This is a genomic window from Rhodococcus sp. 5G237, assembly GCF_053764735.1.
The window spans coordinates 1-19,447 of the sequence record NZ_JBSNCD010000003.1; the positions used below are offsets into that span (position 1 = coordinate 1).

Genomic DNA, 19,447 nt, shown 5'->3' on the forward strand with positions numbered 1-19,447 from the left:
CCAGCAAGCTGGGCTTCATCGTTCGACTTGCATGTGTTAAGCACGCCGCCAGCGTTCGTCCTGAGCCAGGATCAAACTCTCCGTTGAAGACTCACAATCACCCCGAAGGGGCAATCAGTCAAAGACAAAAGAGTCAAATCACTAGCATAAAAACTCAAACTAGCTGTAAAACACTGACCATCCCAGACGGAAGAATGAGACGATCAGCAAATACCCACCCCATCCAAACTGATGGAGCGGAGTACCAAATAATATTGGCACTGACATTCATCGGCACACTGTTGAGTTCTCAAAGAACACGCACACACCATCGATCCCGAACCTTCCGGTTCGTTCACTCCGGGGTGACTGTTCATCAGGAGGTCTCTTCGACCTCCGGGGCCACCGACCTTACCAGAAGAATCGGGGGCTCGTAACCAAGTTCAGGCGCCTTCGTCCAACCTCGTTGTCCCGTTCCTCTCGGCCCGGGTCGGTGTCCGTGTCGCTCTGACCTGGATTAAGTTACGCGAGGATCAACTGCCTGCCAAATCGCCTGGTCAGAGGGGGTAACCCTCGAGGAAAGCCCAGGTGGATGTCCCCGAAAAGCGCCGACCGGACGGAAATCGCTTCCGGTGACGCCGGACACAGGGCCCGACCAGGGATTCTCCCTAGTGCGACAGGAGTCGGCCTTCCTCGACACCCACCCGCTCGATGGTTCCGCCGAGCTCCTGGAGGATCTCGACGAACCGCGGATAACCACGGTCGATGTGGTAGACGTCGTGCACTTCCGTGACCCCGTCCGCACACAAGCCGGCGAGCACCAGACCTGCGCCGGCACGGATGTCCGATGCCCACACGGGAGCACTCGACAACTGCTCCACTCCCCGCACGACCGCGTGATGACCGTCGGTGCGGGCGTCCGCACCGAGACGCACCATCTCCTCGACGAACCGGAACCGTGCTTCGAAGACGTTCTCGGTGATCATCGACGTCCCGTCGGCGATGGCCGCGAGACCGATGGCCATGGGCTGCAGGTCGGTGGGGAATCCCGGATACGGCAGCGTCGCGAAGTTGACGGCACGGGGCCGCTCCTTCTGCACGACATGGAATCCGTCGGCCAACGGCATGACTTCGGCGCCGGCACTGCGCAACTTGTCCAGCACCAAAGCGAGGTGCTTCGGATTGACGCCGCGGACGGCGATATCGCCCCGCGTCATCACTGCTGCGATCCCCCACGTCGCCGCAACGATCCGGTCGCCGATGCACCGGTGCTCGGTGGGACGGAGGGACGAGACTCCCGAGACCCGCAGCGTCGTACTGCCCGCACCGGTGATTCGCGCCCCCATGCGGACGAGCATGTTGCACAGGTCGACGATCTCGGGTTCGCGGGCCGCGTTGTCGATGGTCGTGTCCCCCTTGGCGAGGACGGCGGCCATGAGGATGTTCTCCGTCGCTCCCACCGAAGGAAACGCCAGACGGATGGTGGCACCGTGCAGATCGTCCGCTTCCGCGACGACGCATCCGTGCTCGATCGACGAGTGGGCGCCGAGCAGTCGCAGACCTGCCTGGTGCATGTCGAGCGGACGGGAGCCGATGGCGTCGCCGCCGGGCAGCGCCACGATCGCCTTGCGGCAGCGTGCAACCAGCGGGCCGAGTACGCAGACCGACGCCCGGAACTGCCGCACTGCCGCGAAGTCGGCGCGGTACTCGGGTTCGGCAGGCGTCGTGATGCGTACGGCGTCGCCTTCGAGTTCGACCTCGCAGCCGAGTCCACGCAGGACATCGGCCATCAGGGGCACGTCGAGGATGTCGGGGCAGTTGGTGATCGTGGTGGTGCCCTCGGCGAGCAGTGCCGCGGCCATCAACTTGAGGACGCTGTTCTTGGCACCCCCGACGACGACGTCGCCGGAAAGGCGGTTCCCACCTGTGACAAGAAAGCGTTCACTCACAACGACACAGCGTAACGGGCGTGTCCGCAGGAAGAGCAGAGCCGGTACCGTGACGCTCATGGCAGTCCACCTGACACGGATCTATACGCGCACCGGAGACGACGGAACGACGGGACTCAGCGACTTCTCGCGCGTCTCGAAGAACGACCCTCGTCTGGTCGCCTACGCCGATTGCGACGAGACCAACGCGGCGATCGGTGTGGCGCTCGCACTGGGAGCGCTCCCGGAACGGCTCGTCCCGGTGCTACGTCAGATCCAGAACGATCTCTTCGATGCCGGCGCCGATCTGTCGACGCCCGTGGTCGAGGACCCGAAGTACCCGCCGCTGCGGATCACACAGCAGTACATCGACCGGCTCGAGGGATGGTGCGACGAGTTCAACGAGGAGCTGGAACCGCTCAACTCGTTCATTCTTCCGGGCGGCACGCCGGGGGCTGCTCTGCTGCACACCGCGAGGACGGTCGCACGACGTGCGGAACGGTCGGCGTGGGCAGCGGTGGACGCGGCTCCGGACGATACGAACGTCCTGCCGGCGAAGTACCTGAACCGGCTCTCGGATCTGCTCTTCATCCTGTGCCGGATCGCGAACCCGGACGGCGACGTGCTGTGGAAGCCGGGGGCGGGCGCGTGAGGAAGTCCCTCTAGAGGGGGCGGCGGCGCTGCGACCGGCCGTCCGGCCTGGATTCGACCCAGGACATGAAGGCCATCAAAGCGCCGCTGTCGAGCGCGATCTCGTAGGAGTCGTCGCGATCGATCACATCGAGGATCACGATGTCCTCGGTCATGATGTCGAATTCACTGCCTTCCGGCTTGCGCCGCGAACGCACATCGATGCCCTGACGGGTCAGGCGTACGTCGGGTCCGGGCCGAAGGCTCGAAAGCTTGAAGAAAGCGAGTGTGTCGTCGCCGTACCGAACGATTCCGTGCCTCCAGCCGGAACCCTCGTTCTGAGGCATCACTCGCAGAATGGCGGCGGTACCCCCGCCGCGCAGGGTGAAGAGGCGGTACAACAAAGCCGCGACGGAGACCGCGAGCAGCACCACAAGGATATTGAGAATCAGAAATCCAGGTGACACTGCTCGTCGGCTCCGTCGCGGCTTCTCGTTGTTCGACGATCAGGCTCGTTCGACAGCCCGCAGGCGGCCGCGGGCCGCTGCGATCTCCGACTCGTCACGATCTGCATCGTTCAGAGTCGACTTGGCTGCCTCGACGTCGATGTCCTCCACGCGGTCGGCGGCTTCGGCGAGCACCGTCACCGTCGTCGCGGTCACCGAGAGGAATCCGCCATGGACGGCCATGACGATCCGCTCACCGTCCGCGGTCCTGACGGACACGACGCCACCCTCGACGAGCTGGCCGAGCACGGGCTCGTGACCGGGCATGATGCCGATCTCGCCCTCGGTGGTCTGGGCGGTGACGAGAGTCGCCGATCCGGACCACACACGCTCCTCGACGGCAACGATGTCCACGCTCATCTCAGCCACGGTGGCCTACTTTCCGGCGATCTTCTTGGCTGCAGCCTCGACGTCGTCGAGTCCACCGCAGCTGTTGAACGCCTGCTCGGGCAGGTGGTCGAACTCGCCCTTGCACACGCGGTCGAAGGCCTCGATGGTGTCGGCGAGCGGCACGACCGAACCCGGCTGACCCGTGAACTTCTCGGCGACGATGAAGTTCTGGCCGAGGAACTTCTGGAGACGACGGGCACGGGCGACCGTGACCTTGTCCTCTTCGGAGAGCTCGTCCATACCGAGGATGGCGATGATGTCCTGCAGTTCCTTGTACTTCTGCAGGATGCGCTTGACCTCGTTGGCCACCCGGAAGTGGTCGGCACCGACGATGCCCGGCTCGAGGATTCGCGAGGTCGACGTCAGCGGGTCCACAGCGGGGTAGATACCCATCTGCGAGATCGGACGCGAGAGCTCGGTGGTCGCATCGAGGTGAGCGAACGTCGTGGCCGGCGCGGGGTCGGTGTAGTCGTCGGCGGGCACGTAGATCGCCTGCAGCGAGGTGATCGAACGGCCACGCGTCGAGGTGATGCGCTCCTGGAGCTCACCCATCTCGTCTGCCAGCGTGGGCTGGTAACCCACGGCCGACGGCATACGGCCGAGGAGGGTCGAAACCTCCGAGCCGGCCTGCGTGAAGCGGAAGATGTTGTCGATGAACAGGAGCACGTCCTGTCCTTGGACGTCGCGGAAGTACTCCGCCATCGTCAGGGCCGACAGAGCGACGCGCATACGCGTGCCCGGCGGCTCGTCCATCTGGCCGAAGACGAGGGCGGTGTCCTGGAGGACGCCCATCTCTTCCATCTCGAGGTGGAGGTCGGTGCCCTCACGGGTGCGCTCACCGACGCCGGCGAACACCGACGTACCGGAGAACTCACGCGCGATACGGGTGATCATCTCCTGGATCAGAACGGTCTTGCCGACACCGGCACCACCGAACAGACCGATCTTGCCGCCCTTCACGTACGGGGTCAGCAGGTCGATGACCTTGATGCCGGTCTCGAGGATCTCGGTCTTGCCCTCGAGCTGGTCGAAGGCCGGGGGCTTGCGGTGGATGCCCCACTGCTCCCCGTCGCGGCCGGTGCCCGGCGCGTCGAGGCAGTCGCCCAGCGCGTTGAACACGTGGCCCTTGACGACGTCGCCGACGGGAACCGAGATCGGCTTGCCGGTGTCGCTGACGGGGGCGCCACGCACCAGGCCGTCGGTGGGCTGCATCGAGATCGTGCGGACCAGGTTGTCACCCAGGTGCTGCGCGACCTCGAGGGTCAGGGTCTTCGCCACGGACGGCAGAGTGACCTCTGCGTGCAGGGCGTTGAACAGCTCGGGCACGGCGCCACGCGGGAATTCCACGTCGACGACGGCGCCGATGACGCGGACGACGCGCCCGGCAAGGGCCGACGCCGCACCGGCGTTGTTGTCGGTTACTGCTGCGGTCATTGTGGTTCAGTCACTTCCTGCACTCGAGGCGAGCGCACCGGCACCGCCGACGATCTCGCTGATTTCCTGGGTGATCTGGGCCTGGCGGGCCTGGTTCGCCTGACGGCTGAGGGTGTTCACCAGTTCCGTCGCGTTGTCCGTCGCGGCCTTCATGGCGGTACGACGGGCTGCCGACTCGGAGGCCGCCGCGTCCAGCAGCGACGCGTAGATGCGCGTGCTGATGTACTTCGGCAGGAGAGCCTCGAGCAGAACTCCGGCCTCCGGCTCGAAGTTGTACACGGCCTGCGGTCCCTCGGTGTCCGTAGCGCGGCGTCCGTCGGTGAGCATGTCCTCGCCGAGGTCGATCTCGTCCTCGGTGATGCTCACCTCGAGCGGAGCCATCCTGCGAACCTGGGGGGTCTGGGTCAGCATCGACACGAAGCGGGTGTAGACGATGTGCAGTTCGTCGACGCCCTCGATGGTGCCCTCGCCGTTCGGGGCGGGCACCTCGGTGCCCGAACCCGCCATGAACAGCTCGACCAGGTGACGGCTCGCCTTCGCGGCGTCCGTGTAACGGGGGTCCTGCGAGAAGCCCGTCCAGGCAGCGGCCACTTCACGCTCACGGAACGTGTAGTAGCCGAGGCCCTTGCCGCCCATCACGTACAGCACAGGCTCCTTGCCCTCGCTGAGGAGCAGCTGACGCAGCTCCTCGGCTTCCTTGAGGACGTTGGAGTTGTAACCGCCGGCCATACCGCGGTCGCTGGTCACGACCAGCACTGCGGCACGCTTGGGGTTCTCGCGCTCGTTGAGCAGGGGGTGATCCAACGAGGCCGACGCACTCGCCAGCTCGGAGAGCACCTTGGTGATCTCCTCGGCGTACGGCTTGGACGCTGCCACTCGGGCCTGGGCCTTCGTGATACGCGACGTCGCGATCAGTTCCTGCGCCTTGGTGATCTTCTTGGTCGAGTTGACCGACTTGATCCGCGAGCGCAGTTCGCGCAAGTTCGCCATTCGTCGATCACACTCCCTTCACTGGACGCTGGGTCATGGACTCCCCGCTCACTTGCGAACGGTGGTGCGCTTGACGGAGACCTGCTCCTGCTGGACCTCGTCGGCACCGAGGGCCTCGGCCTCTGCCTCGTTCACGACACGGCTGCCGTCGGAGGCGATGAAGCCCTCCTTGAACTTGGCGGTCGCGGCGGTGAGAGCCTCGATCGACTCGTCGGACAGGGCCTTGCCACCGGCGATCTGCTCGTAGACGCCTGCGGCGTTGCGGTGCAGATCCTCGAGGAGCTCGGCCTCGAAGCGACGCACGTCCTCGACCGGAACCGAGTCGAAGACACCTTCGCCGGCGAGGTAGATCGACACGATCTGGTCCTCGACCGCGATGGGCGCGTACTGGTCCTGCTTGAGGAGCTCGACGAGACGCTGACCGCGCTCGAGCTGAGCCTTCGATGCGGCGTCGAGGTCGGAGGCGAAGGCGGCGAAGCCTTCGAGCTCACGGAACTGCGCAAGCTCGAGACGCAGCGAACCGGAGACCTTCTTCATGCCCTTGGTCTGGGCGGCGCCACCGACTCGGGAAACCGAGATACCGACGTTGATGGCGGGGCGGACACCCTTGTTGAACAGGTCGGACTCGAGGAAGACCTGGCCGTCGGTGATGGAGATGACGTTGGTCGGGATGTAGGCCGACACGTCGTTCGCCTTGGTCTCGATGATCGGCAGGGCCGTCAGCGAGCCGCCACCGAGCTCGTCGGAGAGCTTGGCGGAGCGCTCCAGCAGACGCGAGTGCAGGTAGAAGACGTCGCCGGGGTATGCCTCGCGGCCCGGCGGACGACGCAGCAGCAGCGAGATGGCGCGGTAGGCCTCGGCCTGCTTGGTCAGGTCGTCGAACACGATCAGGACGTGCTTGCCCTGGTACATCCAGTGCTGGCCGAGGGCCGAACCGGTGTAGGGGGCGAGCCACTTGAAGCCGGCGGAGTCGGAGGCCGGAGCCGCAACGATGGTGGTGTACTCCATCGCGCCGTTCTCCTCGAGTGCCTGCTTGACACCCGCGATGGTCGAGCCCTTCTGGCCGATCGCGACGTAGATGCAGCGGACCTGCTGCTTCGGGTCGCCGGTCTCCCAGTTCGCCTTCTGGTTCAGGATCGCGTCGATGCAGACCGCGGTCTTACCCGTCTTGCGGTCGCCGATCACGAGCTGACGCTGGCCGCGGCCGATCGGGGTCATCGCGTCGATGGCCTTGATGCCCGTCTGCAGCGGCTCCTCGACCGGCTGGCGCTCCAGCACGGTCGCGGCCTGCAGCTCGAGGGCGCGGGTCTCATCGGCTTCGATGTCGCCGAGGCCGTCGATCGGCTGACCGAGCGGGTTCACGACGCGGCCGAGGAAGTTGTCGCTCACCGGCACCGACAGAACGTCGCCGGTCCGCTTGACTTCCTGGCCTTCCTCGATGGTCTGGAAGTCGCCCAGGATAACGGCACCGATCTCGGTGGCCTCGAGGTTGAGGGCCACACCGAGGACGCCGCCGGGGAACTCCAGCAGCTCGTTCGCCATCGCCGACGGCAGACCGCTGATGTGCGCGATGCCGTCACTGGTGTCGACGACCACGCCGACCTCCTCGCGGGAGGCCTCCGGGGAGTAGCTCGCGGTGTAATTGTCAATCGCGCTACGGATCTCGTCGGAGGAGATCGTCAGCTCCGCCATGTTCTTCCTGCTCTCGGTATCTGGTCTTCGAAAAGATCTATGTGTGTGTTCGGTAGTGGACTACGTGAGGCTCTTGCGCACTGCAGCGAGTCGACCCGCGGCACTACCGTCGATGACCTCGTCGCCCACCCGGACGACCAATCCACTGAGAAGCTCGGGATCGACCTCGACGTGCACCGTCACAGGCTTCCCGTAGATGCGGGTCAGGGTCGCGGTGAGCCGCTCCTCCTGCTTCGCATCGAGCGGTGCCGCGCTGCGGACGTGCGCGACGGCACGGTCCCGCTGGGCCGCGGCGAGCGCCGACAACTCGTCGAACGTCTCGGCCGGCGACGTGCTCAGCCGACCGACCGCGTGGACCGCCAGCGCCTCGGTGACCGCGGTGACCTTGCCGTACAGCAGGCGCGTCAGCAGATCACGCTTGGCCGAAGCCGGGGTGCTGCGATCCGAGAGCGTCTGCTCGAGTTCGGGGTCGCCGGCCACGATGCGACCGAGGCGGAACAGTTCGTCCTCGACGGTGTCGAGCTGGTCCTGGTCCGCCGCCGCCTTCAGCAGTGCCTCACGGCCGAGCTGGACGAGCGAGCCGGTCAGGTCGGACTGTGCCGACCAGTCCTGCCCCGCTGCGGCCTTGACGGTCGCGAGGGTCTGGGCCGAAACCTTGCCGCCGAAGACCTGCTCGGCCAGCCGCTCGCGAACGGCAGCCGGGGCCGAGGCGTCGGCCAGCGCGGTCCGGAGGGCCCGCTGGCTGTCGAGCGCCTCGACCACCGAGAAGAGTTCGGAACCGGCCTGAGCCGCAGCGGCAGTCGCGGCACCCGAGCCCAGGGCGGACTGCAACGCGGAACGCGTATGAGCGAGTGCCTCACGGCTTGCTGCGTACATGGTGCTCACTTTCCGGATGCAGAGTCAGCGCTGAGGGAGTCGAGTTCGTCGAGGAACCGATCGATCGAGCCGGCACGCTTCACGTCGTCCGCGAGCGCTTCGCCGAGGATCTTCTCGGCGAGATCCACGGAGCTGCGTCCGAGATCGCTACGCAGCTCGGCCACGATCTGCTGGCGCTGGGCCTGCAGCTGGTTGTGACCGGCGGCGACGATACGGTCGCTCTCCTCCTGGGCCTGCGCCTTCATGTCGGCGATGATCTGCTGGCCCTGGGCACGGGCCTCTTCACGGATCTGCGCCGCCTCGGTGCGGGCCTCGGCGAGCTGGCTACGGTACTGCTCGAGCGCGGCCGCAGCCTCCGCCTGAGCTTCCTCTGCCTTCTTGATGCCGCCTTCGATCAGCTCCGAACGCTCGTCGAGCACCTTCTGGAACATCGGAAGCACGAACTTCCAGAAGACGAATCCGACGAGGATCAGGGCGACCAGCGACCAGACGATGTCGTATGTCGCGGGGAGAAGAGGATTGGGAGTCTCCCCTTCCTCTGCCGCGAGGATCAGGATGCTGTCAGCCATTGTGATCGTCGGATCAGAAGATGAAGCCGGCGACGATGCCGATCAGCGCGAGGGCCTCGGTGAATGCGATACCGAGGAACATCGTGGTGCGCAGCTGGCCGGCCATCTCGGGCTGACGAGCCATGCCCTCGATCGCCTTGCCGACGACGATGCCGATGCCGATGCCGGGGCCGATGGCGGCGAGGCCGTAGCCGATGGCGCCTGCACCCGAGATCGTGGTCTCCTGGGCGAGGACGTCTGCTGCCTGAAGCGCAACGCTCATTGGTGTTCCATTCCCTTTCTTGTGGCTCGGCCCCGGGAGTCGGCAACCGAGTCAGTCTTTGTGTAGATGTGGGTCGTGCCGTTCGTCGAGCTAGTGCTCTTCGGCGTGCAGGGCCAGGTCGATGTACACCGCGGTGAGCAGCGCGAAGATGTAGGCCTGCAGGACGATCACCAGGAGCTCGAAGAAGGTGAACGCGATTCCGCCGATGAGAGAACCGATGCCGAACACCTTCATGAAGCCGTCGGAATCGAAGAAGAAGAACTGCGTGGCACTGAAGAACAGCACGAGCATGATGTGACCGGCCAGCATGTTGGCCATGAGACGAATGGTCAGCGTGAACGGCCGCAGAATGAACGTCGAGACGAACTCGATCGGGATCACCAGCACGTGGAGAGCGGGCGGCAGGTTCGGGATGACGATGCTGCTCTTGACGTAGCGGAAGAATCCGTACTTCTTGATGCCCACATAGTTGAAGACGATGTAGGCGAGTGCCGCGAGCACGATCGGCATGCCGATTCGTGCGTTGGACGAGATGTTGAGGAACGGGATGACCGATGTCAGGTTCAGACCGACCACCAGGAAGAAGATGGTGACGATCACCGGGAGGAACCGGCGTCCCTGTTCCTTACCGAGGATGTCCTCGGCGATATGGATCCGGACGAAGTCGAGCATGATCTCGGCGACGTTCTGCACGCCCCGCGGCACGATCTTCGGACTCCGCAGCGCGAAGAAGAAGAACAGCGCGACGATCAGGGCGACGGCGACGCGGATGAGCATCAGCCGGTCCATCTCGAAGGGGGTGCCTTCGAACAGGACTGCCGGTGGGAAAAAATCAGCTAGTGACGGCGCGTGGAATTCTCCGGCTGCCAAGGTGGTGACGCTCAGCGCTCTCTCCCGTAGTCGGCCGCAGGCATGCCGTCTGCGGTTCGATCGGACATTGACGATCCAGAAGTCGACCAGGTCGGCTCGCGTATTCGCCAGTGGTCCGAACCGCGTGAACGGTCCCGCTTCCTGCCGGTGTCGGCGACTCTCGTCGACTCGGCGGCCATTTGAACATGACCGCCTACGAAGTCACAACTGCGCACCCTCTTCGAACCCGATGCGGGCAGCGTCACTTTCGTAGAACTCACCCTACCAACTGCTCTACGACAGTGCGTAGGTGGGTTCCTACGTGGGGGGTTATGGACAAGCGGTACTACTACCGATCGTCGTTGTCGGATCCGGAGGACGCCTGAGGATCGACGTACAGGGCGCGCTGCGAGAGCACCCCGTAGGTCTCGGCTCCCAGAACGATGACCAGGGCGAACACGATGGTGAGGACGAGCGCGTTGCGGTTGTAGAAGTCGAGCGAGTCGAGCGAACCCATCACGACGATCGCGAGGATCAGCTTCAGCAGCCAGGTGCCGAGAAGTACGGCTCCGGCGGTCATCGCCGGCATCTTCGACGTCAGGAGAACGCCGAGTGCGGTGAAGAGGATGAACCCTCCGCCGACAGCCGCTCCGATGAGTGCACCCCACAGGCCGGGCATCCCGGCGACGAGCACCGAGATCACCGACGCCACGACGGCGAGCGCGAGAAGACCGAGGGCTCCGTACCGCACGGCCGCACGCATCGGCGCGATCGGGTCGGGCAGCGAGGGCAGACCGTGGTCGGGTTCGGGATGATCCGGGTTCGTCACGATATCCGAGCCTAACCGACCTCTCGGGAGTGCTCCGGCGGCGTCTCCCCCGACTCGTCGTGCCGCCGCAGCGACGGCACGGCGGTCACCACGAGGGCGAACACGAGACCACCCGCGAGGATCAATACCACCGCCCGCCGGTCGAGCAGCGAGGAACCGACGGCTCCGAAGGCCAGGATGCCGACCCACAGGTAGAGCAGCAGCACCACGCGACGGTGCGAGTGCCCGATCTGCAGCAGGCGGTGGTGGAGGTGCATCTTGTCGGGGCTGAACGGGCTGACGCCGGCCCGGGTGCGCCGCACGATCGCGAGGAGCAGGTCGAGGATCGGGATGAACATCACGGCACCGACCAGGATCAGCGGTGAGAGCAGACCGAGCAGGTCGCGCGAACCGTAGGCGCTGAGCGGGATGAGGCCCGAGGCGCTCGTGGAGATCGCGGCGAGCATGAGACCGATGAGCATCGACCCGGAGTCGCCCATGAAGATCCTGGCGGGCTGGAAGTTGTGCGGCAGGAAACCGAGGCAGGCGCCGGCGAGGGCCGCGGCCATGAGGGCCGGGGGGTAGGCGGAGACGTCGCCGCCCTGATCGAGCAGCAGCCCCACGGAGAACGCGCAGATCGCGAGTGCGGCGATGAGCCCCAGTCCGGCCGCCAGTCCGTCGAGCCCGTCGACGAAGTTCATCGCGTTGATCGTCACCGCGGCGACGGCGACGGTGATGAGGCCGCCCTGGAGCTGGTCGAGCACGAGTGTCGAGGCACTGAACGGGTCGTAGATGACGATCCAGCTCACGCCCATGACCACGAGCACGCCGGCCGCGGTGACGATCAAGCCGACGAACTTGGTGAGCGCATCGAGTCCCCACCGGTCGTCGACGATGCCGACGACGACGATGATCGAGGCCGCGACGAGCGCCGCCCCCATATCCGGGGTGTACTCGAAACCCCTTGTCAGAGCAGGCAATTGCTGAGCGAAGACAATTCCCGCGACGAGGCCGATGTACATGCCGACCCCACCCATCCGGGGGGTCGGGGTCACGTGCACGTCGCGGTCGCGAGGAACGGCGACCGCTCCGAACTTCAGCGCGAGGATCCGCACCACACCGGTCGCGAGGAAGGTCACCACCGCGGCGGTGAGCAGGACGAGGAGAAGCTCCCGGATGGGAACGCCGGCGCCGCGCCCGGCCTGGGCGAGCAGTACGGCGGTGGTGTCGGCTGCAGTCACGTGCTCCGTTCCTCCGCCGCTACTCCCCGCCGGACCGAAGGCGCTCGGGATCGTCGCCGAGCACCTCCGCGAGTGCTTCGGCCGTCACCGCGCCTTCGCGCAGGATGCGCGGGCGGTCGCCCGTGAGGTCGACGATCGTCGATGCGACTCCGTGCTCCGCCGGGCCACCGTCGAGATAGACACTCGCCGATGCTCCGAGTTGCTCGCGCGCCTCGGTGACGTTCGTGGCAGGGGGCCGGCCGGAGACGTTGGCGCTGGAGACCGCGAGCGGACCGACCTCGCGCAGCAGTTCCAGGATGACGGGGTGCAGCGGCATGCGGAGCATGACGGTGCCGCGGGTGTCGCCGAGGTCCCAGGCCAGGGACGGCGCCTGGTGCACCACGAGGCTGAGCCCGCCCGGCCAGAACGCGCGGATCAACTCCCGCGCCTCGGGACGCACAGAGGCGACGAGACCGTCGATGGTCGTCCAGGAGCCGACGAGGACCGGCACCGGCATGTCGCGGCCGCGGCCCTTCGCGCGCAGGAGCGCCGTCACCGCGTCGGAGTCGAAGGCGTCGGCAGCGATGCCGTACACCGTGTCGGTGGGTACGACGACGAGTCGTCCGGCCTTGAGTGCGCCACGCGCCGCGTTGAGTCCGGCGGCGCGCGAAGCTTCGTTGTTGCAGTCGTACACGGTGCTCACGCGCTCATCCTTCCACTTCGGCCGCACTCGGCACCGGACGGGTCCTGCCCGTCAGCCGTCCGCCGCAGACCGTACCGACTTCATGCGGTCGGCTTCCACCGCCGTGGGAACACGGTGCGCGGTCACGAAGCGGGCCTTCCCGGCGAGGTCGGGGTGCCGCACGACGTCGCCGAACACCCGACGCTGCTCGAACAGTTCAGCGACCAGCAGGCTGTGCGTGTCGTCGTGCTCGACCGCTGCCGCTCCCCCGATCCGCAACCACCGCGCAATGTTGGAGACCATCGGCCGGATGACGGACAGTCCGTCCGCTCCCCCGAAGAGCGCCGAGTGCGGATCGTGTTCGATCACCTCGGGTTCGAGGTCGGCCCCTTCCGGGATGTAGGGCGGGTTGGCGACCACCAGATCGACGCTGCCTTCGAGGTTGGTGAGCAGCATGCGGTCGGTGACATCGCCCTGGTACAGCCGGATCGGGGTGTCCCCTTCCTCCGCGCGCGTCTCGGCGTTCCGACGCGCCCAGGCGAGGGCCTTCGCCTCGAGTTCGACGGCGTGGACCTCGGCGTCGGGACGCGCATGCGCAATCGCCAGGGCCAGCGCGCCGGATCCGGTGCACAGGTCGAGGACGACCGGGTTGCGGCTGCCGTGGCGTTCGAGGAAGGCCAGCGCCCACCCGAGCAGCAGTTCCGTCTCGGGCCGCGGGACGAACACCCCCGGCCCCACTGCCAGGTCGATCTCCCCCATCGGCGAGGTGCCGGTGATGTACTGCAGAGGAATCCGCTTCGCCCGCTGTTCGACCATCGAGCGGTAGGCGTCGATGGTCGTGGCATCGACGAGCGGGACCAGACCGAGTCGCCCGCGCTCGATGCCGAGCAGGTGCGCTGCGAGAAGTTCGGCGTCGACCCGAGGACTCGGGACTCCGGCTTCCTCGAGGACCGATGCCGCTTCGATGATGGCCAGGCGCAGAGGTTGACGGCTCACGCCTTACAGCGTGCCACGACCTCGTACCTGCACTACGCCGAGGTAGCCCTCGCATTGCACGCAGAACACCCGTACCGGACATCGAGGGTGTTTCCGACAACGTGATTGACGGCACGGCGGGGTGGGCACCCGAACGAGGACCGATACCTTCCGGTCGGTTTCATCGACAGAAAGGGATTGCTCCATGAAGACGCGGACTGTGCGTGGAATCACCGTTCTTGCCGCTGCGGGTGCGACCGCATTGGCGGCCCCTGCTCTTGCGAGTGCCGAGCCCATCGACTTCCAGCCGATCCCGATCGGATGCCCGGCGGGTATCGGCGTGGTCGACACGGAGACCGCTCTCGCCGAGGAGGACGCGGCGCCTGCGGGGATCGAGTACGAGATCGAGCAGGAGGGCAGCGGCGGAGGCCAGATCAGCTGGGTGAACCTGAGGACGCTGCAGCTGGGCGGTGGTGTGCTTCCGGAAGCAATCGACGACGATGAGCCCGCGGTCGCTCTCCAGACCGGTGACGGACTCGTCGTCAGCGCAGTCTGGGGCGCCCATCAGAACGCCGACGGCCAGGGTTGCTTCCTGTTGCCGGGCGTCGATCTCACGAACGTTCCGCCGGCGCCAGTACCCGACGACAACGGGGGCGGCGAGACCGGTGAGGGCGACGAGGGCAACGACACTCCTGCCTGATCCTGCCGACGAGCCCGGTTCGCGGTTACTCCGCCGCGAGCCGGGCTTCTCTGTCTGCAGCGCCCAGGGCGTCGAGCAGCGCGTCGAGTTCGCCGTCGAGCACCGCGTCGAGATTGTGGGACTTGAAGCCGATGCGGTGATCGGTGATCCGGTTCTCGGGGAAGTTGTAGGTGCGGATGCGCTCCGACCGGTCGACGGTCCGGACCTGGCTCGCGCGACCCGCCGATGCCTCGGCCTCGGCCGCCTCTTCGGCCGCGGCCTGCAGGCGCGCCGCGAGGACCTGCATCGCGCGGGCCTTGTTCTGCAGCTGGGAACGTTCGTTCTGGCAGGTCACCACGATGCCGGTGGGAAGGTGCGTGATACGCACGGCCGAGTCGGTGGTGTTGACGCCCTGACCGCCCTTGCCGGACGACCGGTAGACGTCGATGCGCAGGTCGCTCTCGTCGATCTGCACCTGCTCGACCTCGTCGGGCTCCGGGTAGACGAAGACGCCGGCCGCGGAGGTGTGCACGCGTCCCTGCGACTCGGTGACGGGCACACGCTGAACGCGGTGCACGCCGCCCTCGAACTTCAGGCGGGACCACACGCCGTCGCGCACGTCGGTCCGCGACTTGATCGACAGCGTGACGTCCTTGTAACCGCCGAGATCGGAGTAGGTGGCACCGAGAACCTCGACGCGCCAACCGGCACGTTCGGCGTAGCGCGTGTACATCCGGGTGAGATCGCCGGCGAACAGGGCGGATTCCTCCCCGCCCTCACCGGACTTCACCTCGAGGACCACGTCGTCGCCGTCGTGCGGGTCGCGCGGAGCGAGCAGGTCGGTGAGCGAGCGGTCGAGCTCGGCGACCTGCCCTTCGAGGTCGTCGACCTCGGACGCGAACGACGAGTCGTCGGCGGCGAGTTCGCGCGCCGCCTCGAGATCCTCGCGGGCCTGCTTCAGAGCGTTGTAGGTCGACATCACGGGGGCGAGTTCGGCGAACCGCTTACCCACCCGACGCGCTGCCGCAGGATCGTCGTGCAGCGACGGGTCGGACAGTTGCTGCTCCAGACCCGCGTGTTCGGCCAGGATGTCGTCGATGGCCGACGGCTTGGTCTGACCCGCCATGAGTGTGCTCCGCTCTGATTTCGATCCTTGCAATGAAAAAGCCGACGCCCGGCCTGCACGAGGGCAGTACCGGGCGTCGGCGTGACAGCTAGCTGTCGGAAGCGGCCTTCTTCGGCGCACGCTTGCCGTAGCGAGCCTCGAAGCGCGCGACGCGTCCACCGGTGTCGAGGATCTTCTGCTTGCCGGTGTAGAACGGGTGGCAGTTGGAGCAGACTTCGACGTTGATACGTCCCGACTCCTTGGTGCTGCGCGTCTCGAACGTGTTACCGCAACCGCAGACGACGGTCGTCGTCACGTAGTTGGGGTGGATTCCTGCCTTCATGGTGTCCCTTTCATGGCCGCCGGGTCGCCTTCGCGGGTCGAAGACGTGAACCGGAGCCGGACTGAGCCTGTCGATTATGCCAAACGTAGGGCCCCGGGAAGAAATTCCCCGGGGCGCCGACGTCAGTCGTCGAGTGCCCCCGGTGCGGTCTTCGCCACATTCATGAGGAACTCGATGTTCGTCTTGGACTTCTTGAGCCGGTCGATGAGCAGATCGATCGCCTGGTGCGAATCGAGGCCCGAAAGCACGCGGCGGAGCTTGTGCACCACGGCGAACTCGTCGGGGCTCATGAGCAGTTCGTCCTTGCGCGTACCGGACGGGTTGACGTCGACCGCCGGGAACACGCGCCGCTCGGCGATCTTCCGGTCGAGCTTGAGCTCGGCGTTACCCGTGCCCTTGAACTCCTCGAAGATCACGGTGTCGCCGGTGGAACCGGTCTCGACCATCGCGGTGGCGATGATCGTGAGCGATCCGCCGTTCTCGATGTTGCGGGCAGCACCGAGGAAACGCTTCGGCGGGTACAGCGCGGTCGAGTCGACACCACCGGAGAGGATGCGTCCGGATGCCGGCGACGAGTTGTTGTACGCGCGGCCGAGACGGGTGATGGAGTCGAGAAGCACCACGACGTCCTGGCCCATCTCCACGAGACGCTTCGCACGCTCGATGGCGAGCTCGGCGACCGAGGTGTGATCCGACGGCGGCCGATCGAAGGTCGAGGCGATGACCTCGCCCTTCACCGAACGCTGCATGTCGGTGACCTCTTCGGGACGCTCGTCGACGAGCACGACCATCAGGTAGCACTCGGGGTTGTTGACGGCGATCGCGTTGGCGATGTCCTGGAGGACGGTGGTCTTACCGGCCTTCGGCGGCGACACGATGAGTGCGCGCTGACCCTTACCGATCGGCATGACCAGGTCGATCACGCGCGTGGTGAGGATGTTCGGCTGGGTCTCGAGGCGCAGTCGCTGGTTGGGGTACAGCGGCGTGAGCTTGTTGAACTCGGGGCGGCGCTTGGCCGAGTCGACCTCGCGGCCGTTGACGGTGTCGAGGCGGACCAGCGGGTTGAACTTCTGACGCTGGTTGCCCTGCTCACCCTCGCGGGGAACCCGCACGGCGCCGGTGATGGCGTCGCCGCGGCGCAGGCCGTTCTTGCGCACCATGTTCATCGACACATACACGTCGTTCGGGCCGGCGAGGTAGCCGGAGGTGCGGACGAACGCGTAGTTGTCGAGGACGTCGAGGATGCCGGCGACCGGCTGCAGGACGTCGTCCTCGCGGATCTCGGGCTCGCGCGAGTCCGAACCGCTCTCGCCACGGTCGCGTCCACGACGACGCTCACGGAAGCGACGACCCCGGCGACCGCGGCCGCCTTCCTCGTCGTCTCCCCCACGGTTGTCCTGGCCCTGGCGCGGACCCTGGTTACCGCCGTCGCGATCGCCGGCGTCCTGGTTGCGATCACCCTGGTTACGGTCGCCCTGGTTGCGATCACCCTGGTTGCGGTCGCGGCGCGAGGAGCCGTCGCCGGAGTTACGGTCCTGGCCACGCTCGCGCTGCGAGTCGCGATCCTGGCTCTTCTCGCGCTGCGAGTCGCGATCCTGACGGCCGTCCTCGGACGCGTCGGCGCCCTCGGCCTGCTGGTTCTGGTCGGCGTTGTCGCCACCGCGGCGTCCGCGACGGCCACGGCCGCGACGGTTACCGTCGGATTCGTTGTCGCCGCTGGGGGTCTGGCCGCCCTGCGGCTTCTCCTGCGAGCCCTCGTCGCCGGACTTCACGTCGGCCTTCTGTTCGGCCGGCTCGGCGTCGGCCTTCTGCTCGGGTGCGGCGGTCTCGTCGGCGGCGGCACGGCCACGGCGACCGCGGGTGCCACGCGAGGGCGCTCCCTCGGGCTTGTCGGCCGTCTCGGTCTTCGCTGCTGCTTCGGTCTTCTCGGGGGCAGCGGTCTTCTCGGCTGCAGGCTGCTCGGCAGGTGCGGCGCCGCCGCCTCCCTGCTTCTCCTTGATCGCAGCGATGAGATCACCCTTGCGCATCCCGGAGGTGCCCTTGATTCCGAGCTCGGCGGCAAGAGTCCGCAACTCGGCAAGCACCATGCCCGAAAGGCCTGCTCCGCGGCGACCGCGCGTGGTCGTCCGGCTACCGGCCTCGGGAATGTCGAGAGCAGGTGTAGTGATCAGGTCCGTATCTGTCACGGAGATCCTTCCTTCCCTCGCTCGCTCCATGCGCAGCAGAGGGTTCGTCCCGCAGATCAGTTCGTCCACTGAGCTGGGATTTGCCGTACGAGTTCAGGGAAAACGAACGGTCGGCACGTCCGCCACCACACCGAAATCCGGTAGGTGCGGTCTGTCCCCCTCCCGGATCCGGGAGCAGGTGAGGATCGATCCAGGCTCGACGCCCCGATGGAGCTGGAGTGATTGCCCTGGAGAATCCGGCGACTGATACGCACGACGTGCGGACACCCCACAGAATAGCGACGATCTGTACGTAGAGCAAGAATCGCCGTGCCGGATGGGACGTGTGTGTTGCACCACCCGTCGACCCCCATCCGGCACCATCCGTCGGTCCCCCAGCACCGCGCGTCGACTCAGTCGACCTGGACGCCCTCGGCGATCTCGAGGTCGAGCACCGTCAGTTCGTCGGCCTCGGCGGCGGCCCGCAGCTCGTCGGGCAACGCGGAGGTCGTGAGCGCGAGCACCGTCGGCCCGGCACCCGAGACAATGGCGGGGATGCCCGCCTCGCGCAGTGCGGCCACCCATTTGGTGGTGAGCGGCAGTGCGGGTGCCCGCTGGGCCTGGTGGAGCAGATCCTGCGTCGCCGGCATCAGCAGCTCGGGTCGCTCGGTGAGCGCGACGACCGCGAGAGCCGCCCGGCTGACGTTGAACGCCGCGTCCCGGTGCGGGACGAGTTCGGGCAGCAGGCCCCGGGTGTGGGCCGTGGACGAACGGACCGACGGGACGAAGGCGTATGCCTTGATGTCCGGGTGCACACGCAGGTTCACCGCGCGGTAGGTCCGTTGCTCGGAGTCGACTTCGGCCTCGGTCCACGACACCACTGCCCCACCGAGGACGCTCGCGGAGGCGTTGTCGGGATGGCCCTCGAACTCGGAGGCGAGCTGCACGAGCTGCTCGTCGTCGAGGACGCGCTCGGGAGCGATCTTGCGGACGAGCCCGTTGGCCGCCGCCAGCCCTCCCACCGCCGCCGAGGCGGAGGATCCCAGGCCACGCGAGTGCGGGATGACGTTGTGGCACACGACGTCCAGTCCGTCCGCCCACACACCGGCGGCCTCGAGCCCGCGCTCGACGGCACGGACCACGAGGTGCGAGGGTCCCCACGGAACCTCCTGGGCGCCTTCCCCCTCCACCTTCACGTCGAGCCCGGAAGCCGTTGTGGTGACGGTGATCTCGTCGTACAGACCGAGGGCGAGACCCAGGCAGTCGAAGCCGGGGCCGAGATTCGCGCTCGAGGCGGGAACCCGTGCCGTCACCGAAAGCCCCACGGGCAACGTCTGCGTCATGTCCTGATTCCCAACGGAGGAA

General features: G+C 66.6%; 20 protein-coding genes and 1 rRNA gene. 2 read left to right on the forward strand and 19 right to left on the reverse strand.

Annotated features, from left to right (window positions below; all coding sequences use genetic code 11):
• Both ACWPOC_RS06755 and murA read right to left on the reverse strand, forming a co-directional pair.
• Positions 1–87: ribosomal RNA gene (locus ACWPOC_RS06755) — 16S ribosomal RNA — on the reverse strand; the annotation flags it as partial.
• 560 nt (positions 88–647) lie between these two features.
• Positions 648–1,928, reverse strand: coding sequence for a UDP-N-acetylglucosamine 1-carboxyvinyltransferase (gene murA / locus ACWPOC_RS06760; protein WP_019288974.1), 1,281 nt, complete (start codon positions 1,926–1,928; stop codon positions 648–650).
• A gap of 58 nt (positions 1,929–1,986) precedes the next feature.
• Here murA and ACWPOC_RS06765 point away from each other — a divergent pair, with 58 nt between their 5' ends.
• A complete protein-coding gene (locus ACWPOC_RS06765; RefSeq protein WP_120284135.1) occupies positions 1,987–2,559 on the forward strand; it encodes a cob(I)yrinic acid a,c-diamide adenosyltransferase in 573 nt (190 codons plus the stop codon).
• Between the two features lie 10 nt (positions 2,560–2,569).
• On the opposite strand, the gene ACWPOC_RS06770 is transcribed toward ACWPOC_RS06765, so the two are convergent.
• The 13 genes from ACWPOC_RS06770 to prmC form a co-directional block, all read right to left on the reverse strand.
• A complete protein-coding gene (locus ACWPOC_RS06770; protein ID WP_414706446.1) occupies positions 2,570–2,968 on the reverse strand; it encodes a DUF2550 domain-containing protein in 399 nt (132 codons plus the stop codon).
• 75 nt (positions 2,969–3,043) lie between these two features.
• Positions 3,044–3,412: a F0F1 ATP synthase subunit epsilon gene (locus ACWPOC_RS06775; protein WP_006552597.1), complete on the reverse strand. Its 369-nt coding sequence runs from the start codon at positions 3,410–3,412 to the stop codon at positions 3,044–3,046.
• A 6-nt stretch (positions 3,413–3,418) separates the two neighbouring features.
• The gene (atpD, locus tag ACWPOC_RS06780) at positions 3,419–4,867 is read right to left on the reverse strand and encodes a F0F1 ATP synthase subunit beta (protein ID WP_016692470.1); all 1,449 of its coding nucleotides are present in this window, start codon (positions 4,865–4,867) and stop codon (positions 3,419–3,421) included.
• A gap of 6 nt (positions 4,868–4,873) precedes the next feature.
• Positions 4,874–5,857 (reverse strand): F0F1 ATP synthase subunit gamma, encoded by a 984-nt coding sequence (locus ACWPOC_RS06785; protein ID WP_059383709.1) that lies wholly within the window; start codon positions 5,855–5,857, stop codon positions 4,874–4,876.
• A 48-nt stretch (positions 5,858–5,905) separates the two neighbouring features.
• Complete coding sequence (atpA, locus tag ACWPOC_RS06790) at positions 5,906–7,549, reverse strand: F0F1 ATP synthase subunit alpha (RefSeq protein ID WP_120282113.1); 1,644 nt, start codon at positions 7,547–7,549, stop codon at positions 5,906–5,908.
• Between the two features lie 60 nt (positions 7,550–7,609).
• Positions 7,610–8,425, reverse strand: coding sequence for a F0F1 ATP synthase subunit delta (locus ACWPOC_RS06795; RefSeq protein ID WP_059383730.1), 816 nt, complete (start codon positions 8,423–8,425; stop codon positions 7,610–7,612).
• Positions 8,426–8,430: 5 nt separating this feature from the next.
• A complete protein-coding gene (locus tag ACWPOC_RS06800; RefSeq protein ID WP_006552592.1) occupies positions 8,431–8,994 on the reverse strand; it encodes a F0F1 ATP synthase subunit B in 564 nt (187 codons plus the stop codon).
• Between the two features lie 13 nt (positions 8,995–9,007).
• Positions 9,008–9,256 (reverse strand): ATP synthase F0 subunit C, encoded by a 249-nt coding sequence (locus ACWPOC_RS06805; RefSeq protein WP_006552591.1) that lies wholly within the window; start codon positions 9,254–9,256, stop codon positions 9,008–9,010.
• A gap of 90 nt (positions 9,257–9,346) precedes the next feature.
• A complete protein-coding gene (atpB, locus tag ACWPOC_RS06810) occupies positions 9,347–10,045 on the reverse strand; it encodes a F0F1 ATP synthase subunit A (RefSeq protein WP_006552590.1) in 699 nt (232 codons plus the stop codon).
• A gap of 409 nt (positions 10,046–10,454) precedes the next feature.
• Complete coding sequence (locus tag ACWPOC_RS06815; protein ID WP_006552589.1) at positions 10,455–10,934, reverse strand: hypothetical protein; 480 nt, start codon at positions 10,932–10,934, stop codon at positions 10,455–10,457.
• Between the two features lie 11 nt (positions 10,935–10,945).
• Positions 10,946–12,154, reverse strand: coding sequence for an MraY family glycosyltransferase (locus ACWPOC_RS06820; RefSeq protein WP_455408250.1), 1,209 nt, complete (start codon positions 12,152–12,154; stop codon positions 10,946–10,948).
• A gap of 19 nt (positions 12,155–12,173) precedes the next feature.
• A complete protein-coding gene (locus ACWPOC_RS06825; RefSeq protein ID WP_024103704.1) occupies positions 12,174–12,836 on the reverse strand; it encodes an L-threonylcarbamoyladenylate synthase in 663 nt (220 codons plus the stop codon).
• A 51-nt stretch (positions 12,837–12,887) separates the two neighbouring features.
• Positions 12,888–13,811 (reverse strand): peptide chain release factor N(5)-glutamine methyltransferase, encoded by a 924-nt coding sequence (prmC, locus tag ACWPOC_RS06830; RefSeq protein ID WP_120282111.1) that lies wholly within the window; start codon positions 13,809–13,811, stop codon positions 12,888–12,890.
• A gap of 184 nt (positions 13,812–13,995) precedes the next feature.
• On the opposite strand from prmC, the gene ACWPOC_RS06835 reads away from it, so the two are divergent.
• Complete coding sequence (locus tag ACWPOC_RS06835; protein ID WP_120282110.1) at positions 13,996–14,490, forward strand: hypothetical protein; 495 nt, start codon at positions 13,996–13,998, stop codon at positions 14,488–14,490.
• Positions 14,491–14,515: 25 nt separating this feature from the next.
• Here the strand turns inward: ACWPOC_RS06835 and prfA are convergent, their stop codons facing one another.
• From prfA to thrB, 4 genes are all read right to left on the reverse strand, one after another.
• A complete protein-coding gene (gene prfA / locus ACWPOC_RS06840) occupies positions 14,516–15,595 on the reverse strand; it encodes a peptide chain release factor 1 (protein ID WP_120282109.1) in 1,080 nt (359 codons plus the stop codon).
• A gap of 88 nt (positions 15,596–15,683) precedes the next feature.
• A complete protein-coding gene (rpmE, locus tag ACWPOC_RS06845) occupies positions 15,684–15,917 on the reverse strand; it encodes a 50S ribosomal protein L31 (RefSeq protein ID WP_006552583.1) in 234 nt (77 codons plus the stop codon).
• Positions 15,918–16,039: 122 nt separating this feature from the next.
• On the reverse strand, positions 16,040–18,103 hold the full coding sequence (gene rho, locus ACWPOC_RS06850) for a transcription termination factor Rho (RefSeq protein ID WP_120282108.1): 2,064 nt from the start codon (positions 18,101–18,103) through the stop codon (positions 16,040–16,042).
• A 392-nt stretch (positions 18,104–18,495) separates the two neighbouring features.
• A complete protein-coding gene (gene thrB, locus ACWPOC_RS06855; protein WP_064851647.1) occupies positions 18,496–19,425 on the reverse strand; it encodes a homoserine kinase in 930 nt (309 codons plus the stop codon).
• Between the last annotated feature and the right edge of the window lie 22 nt (positions 19,426–19,447).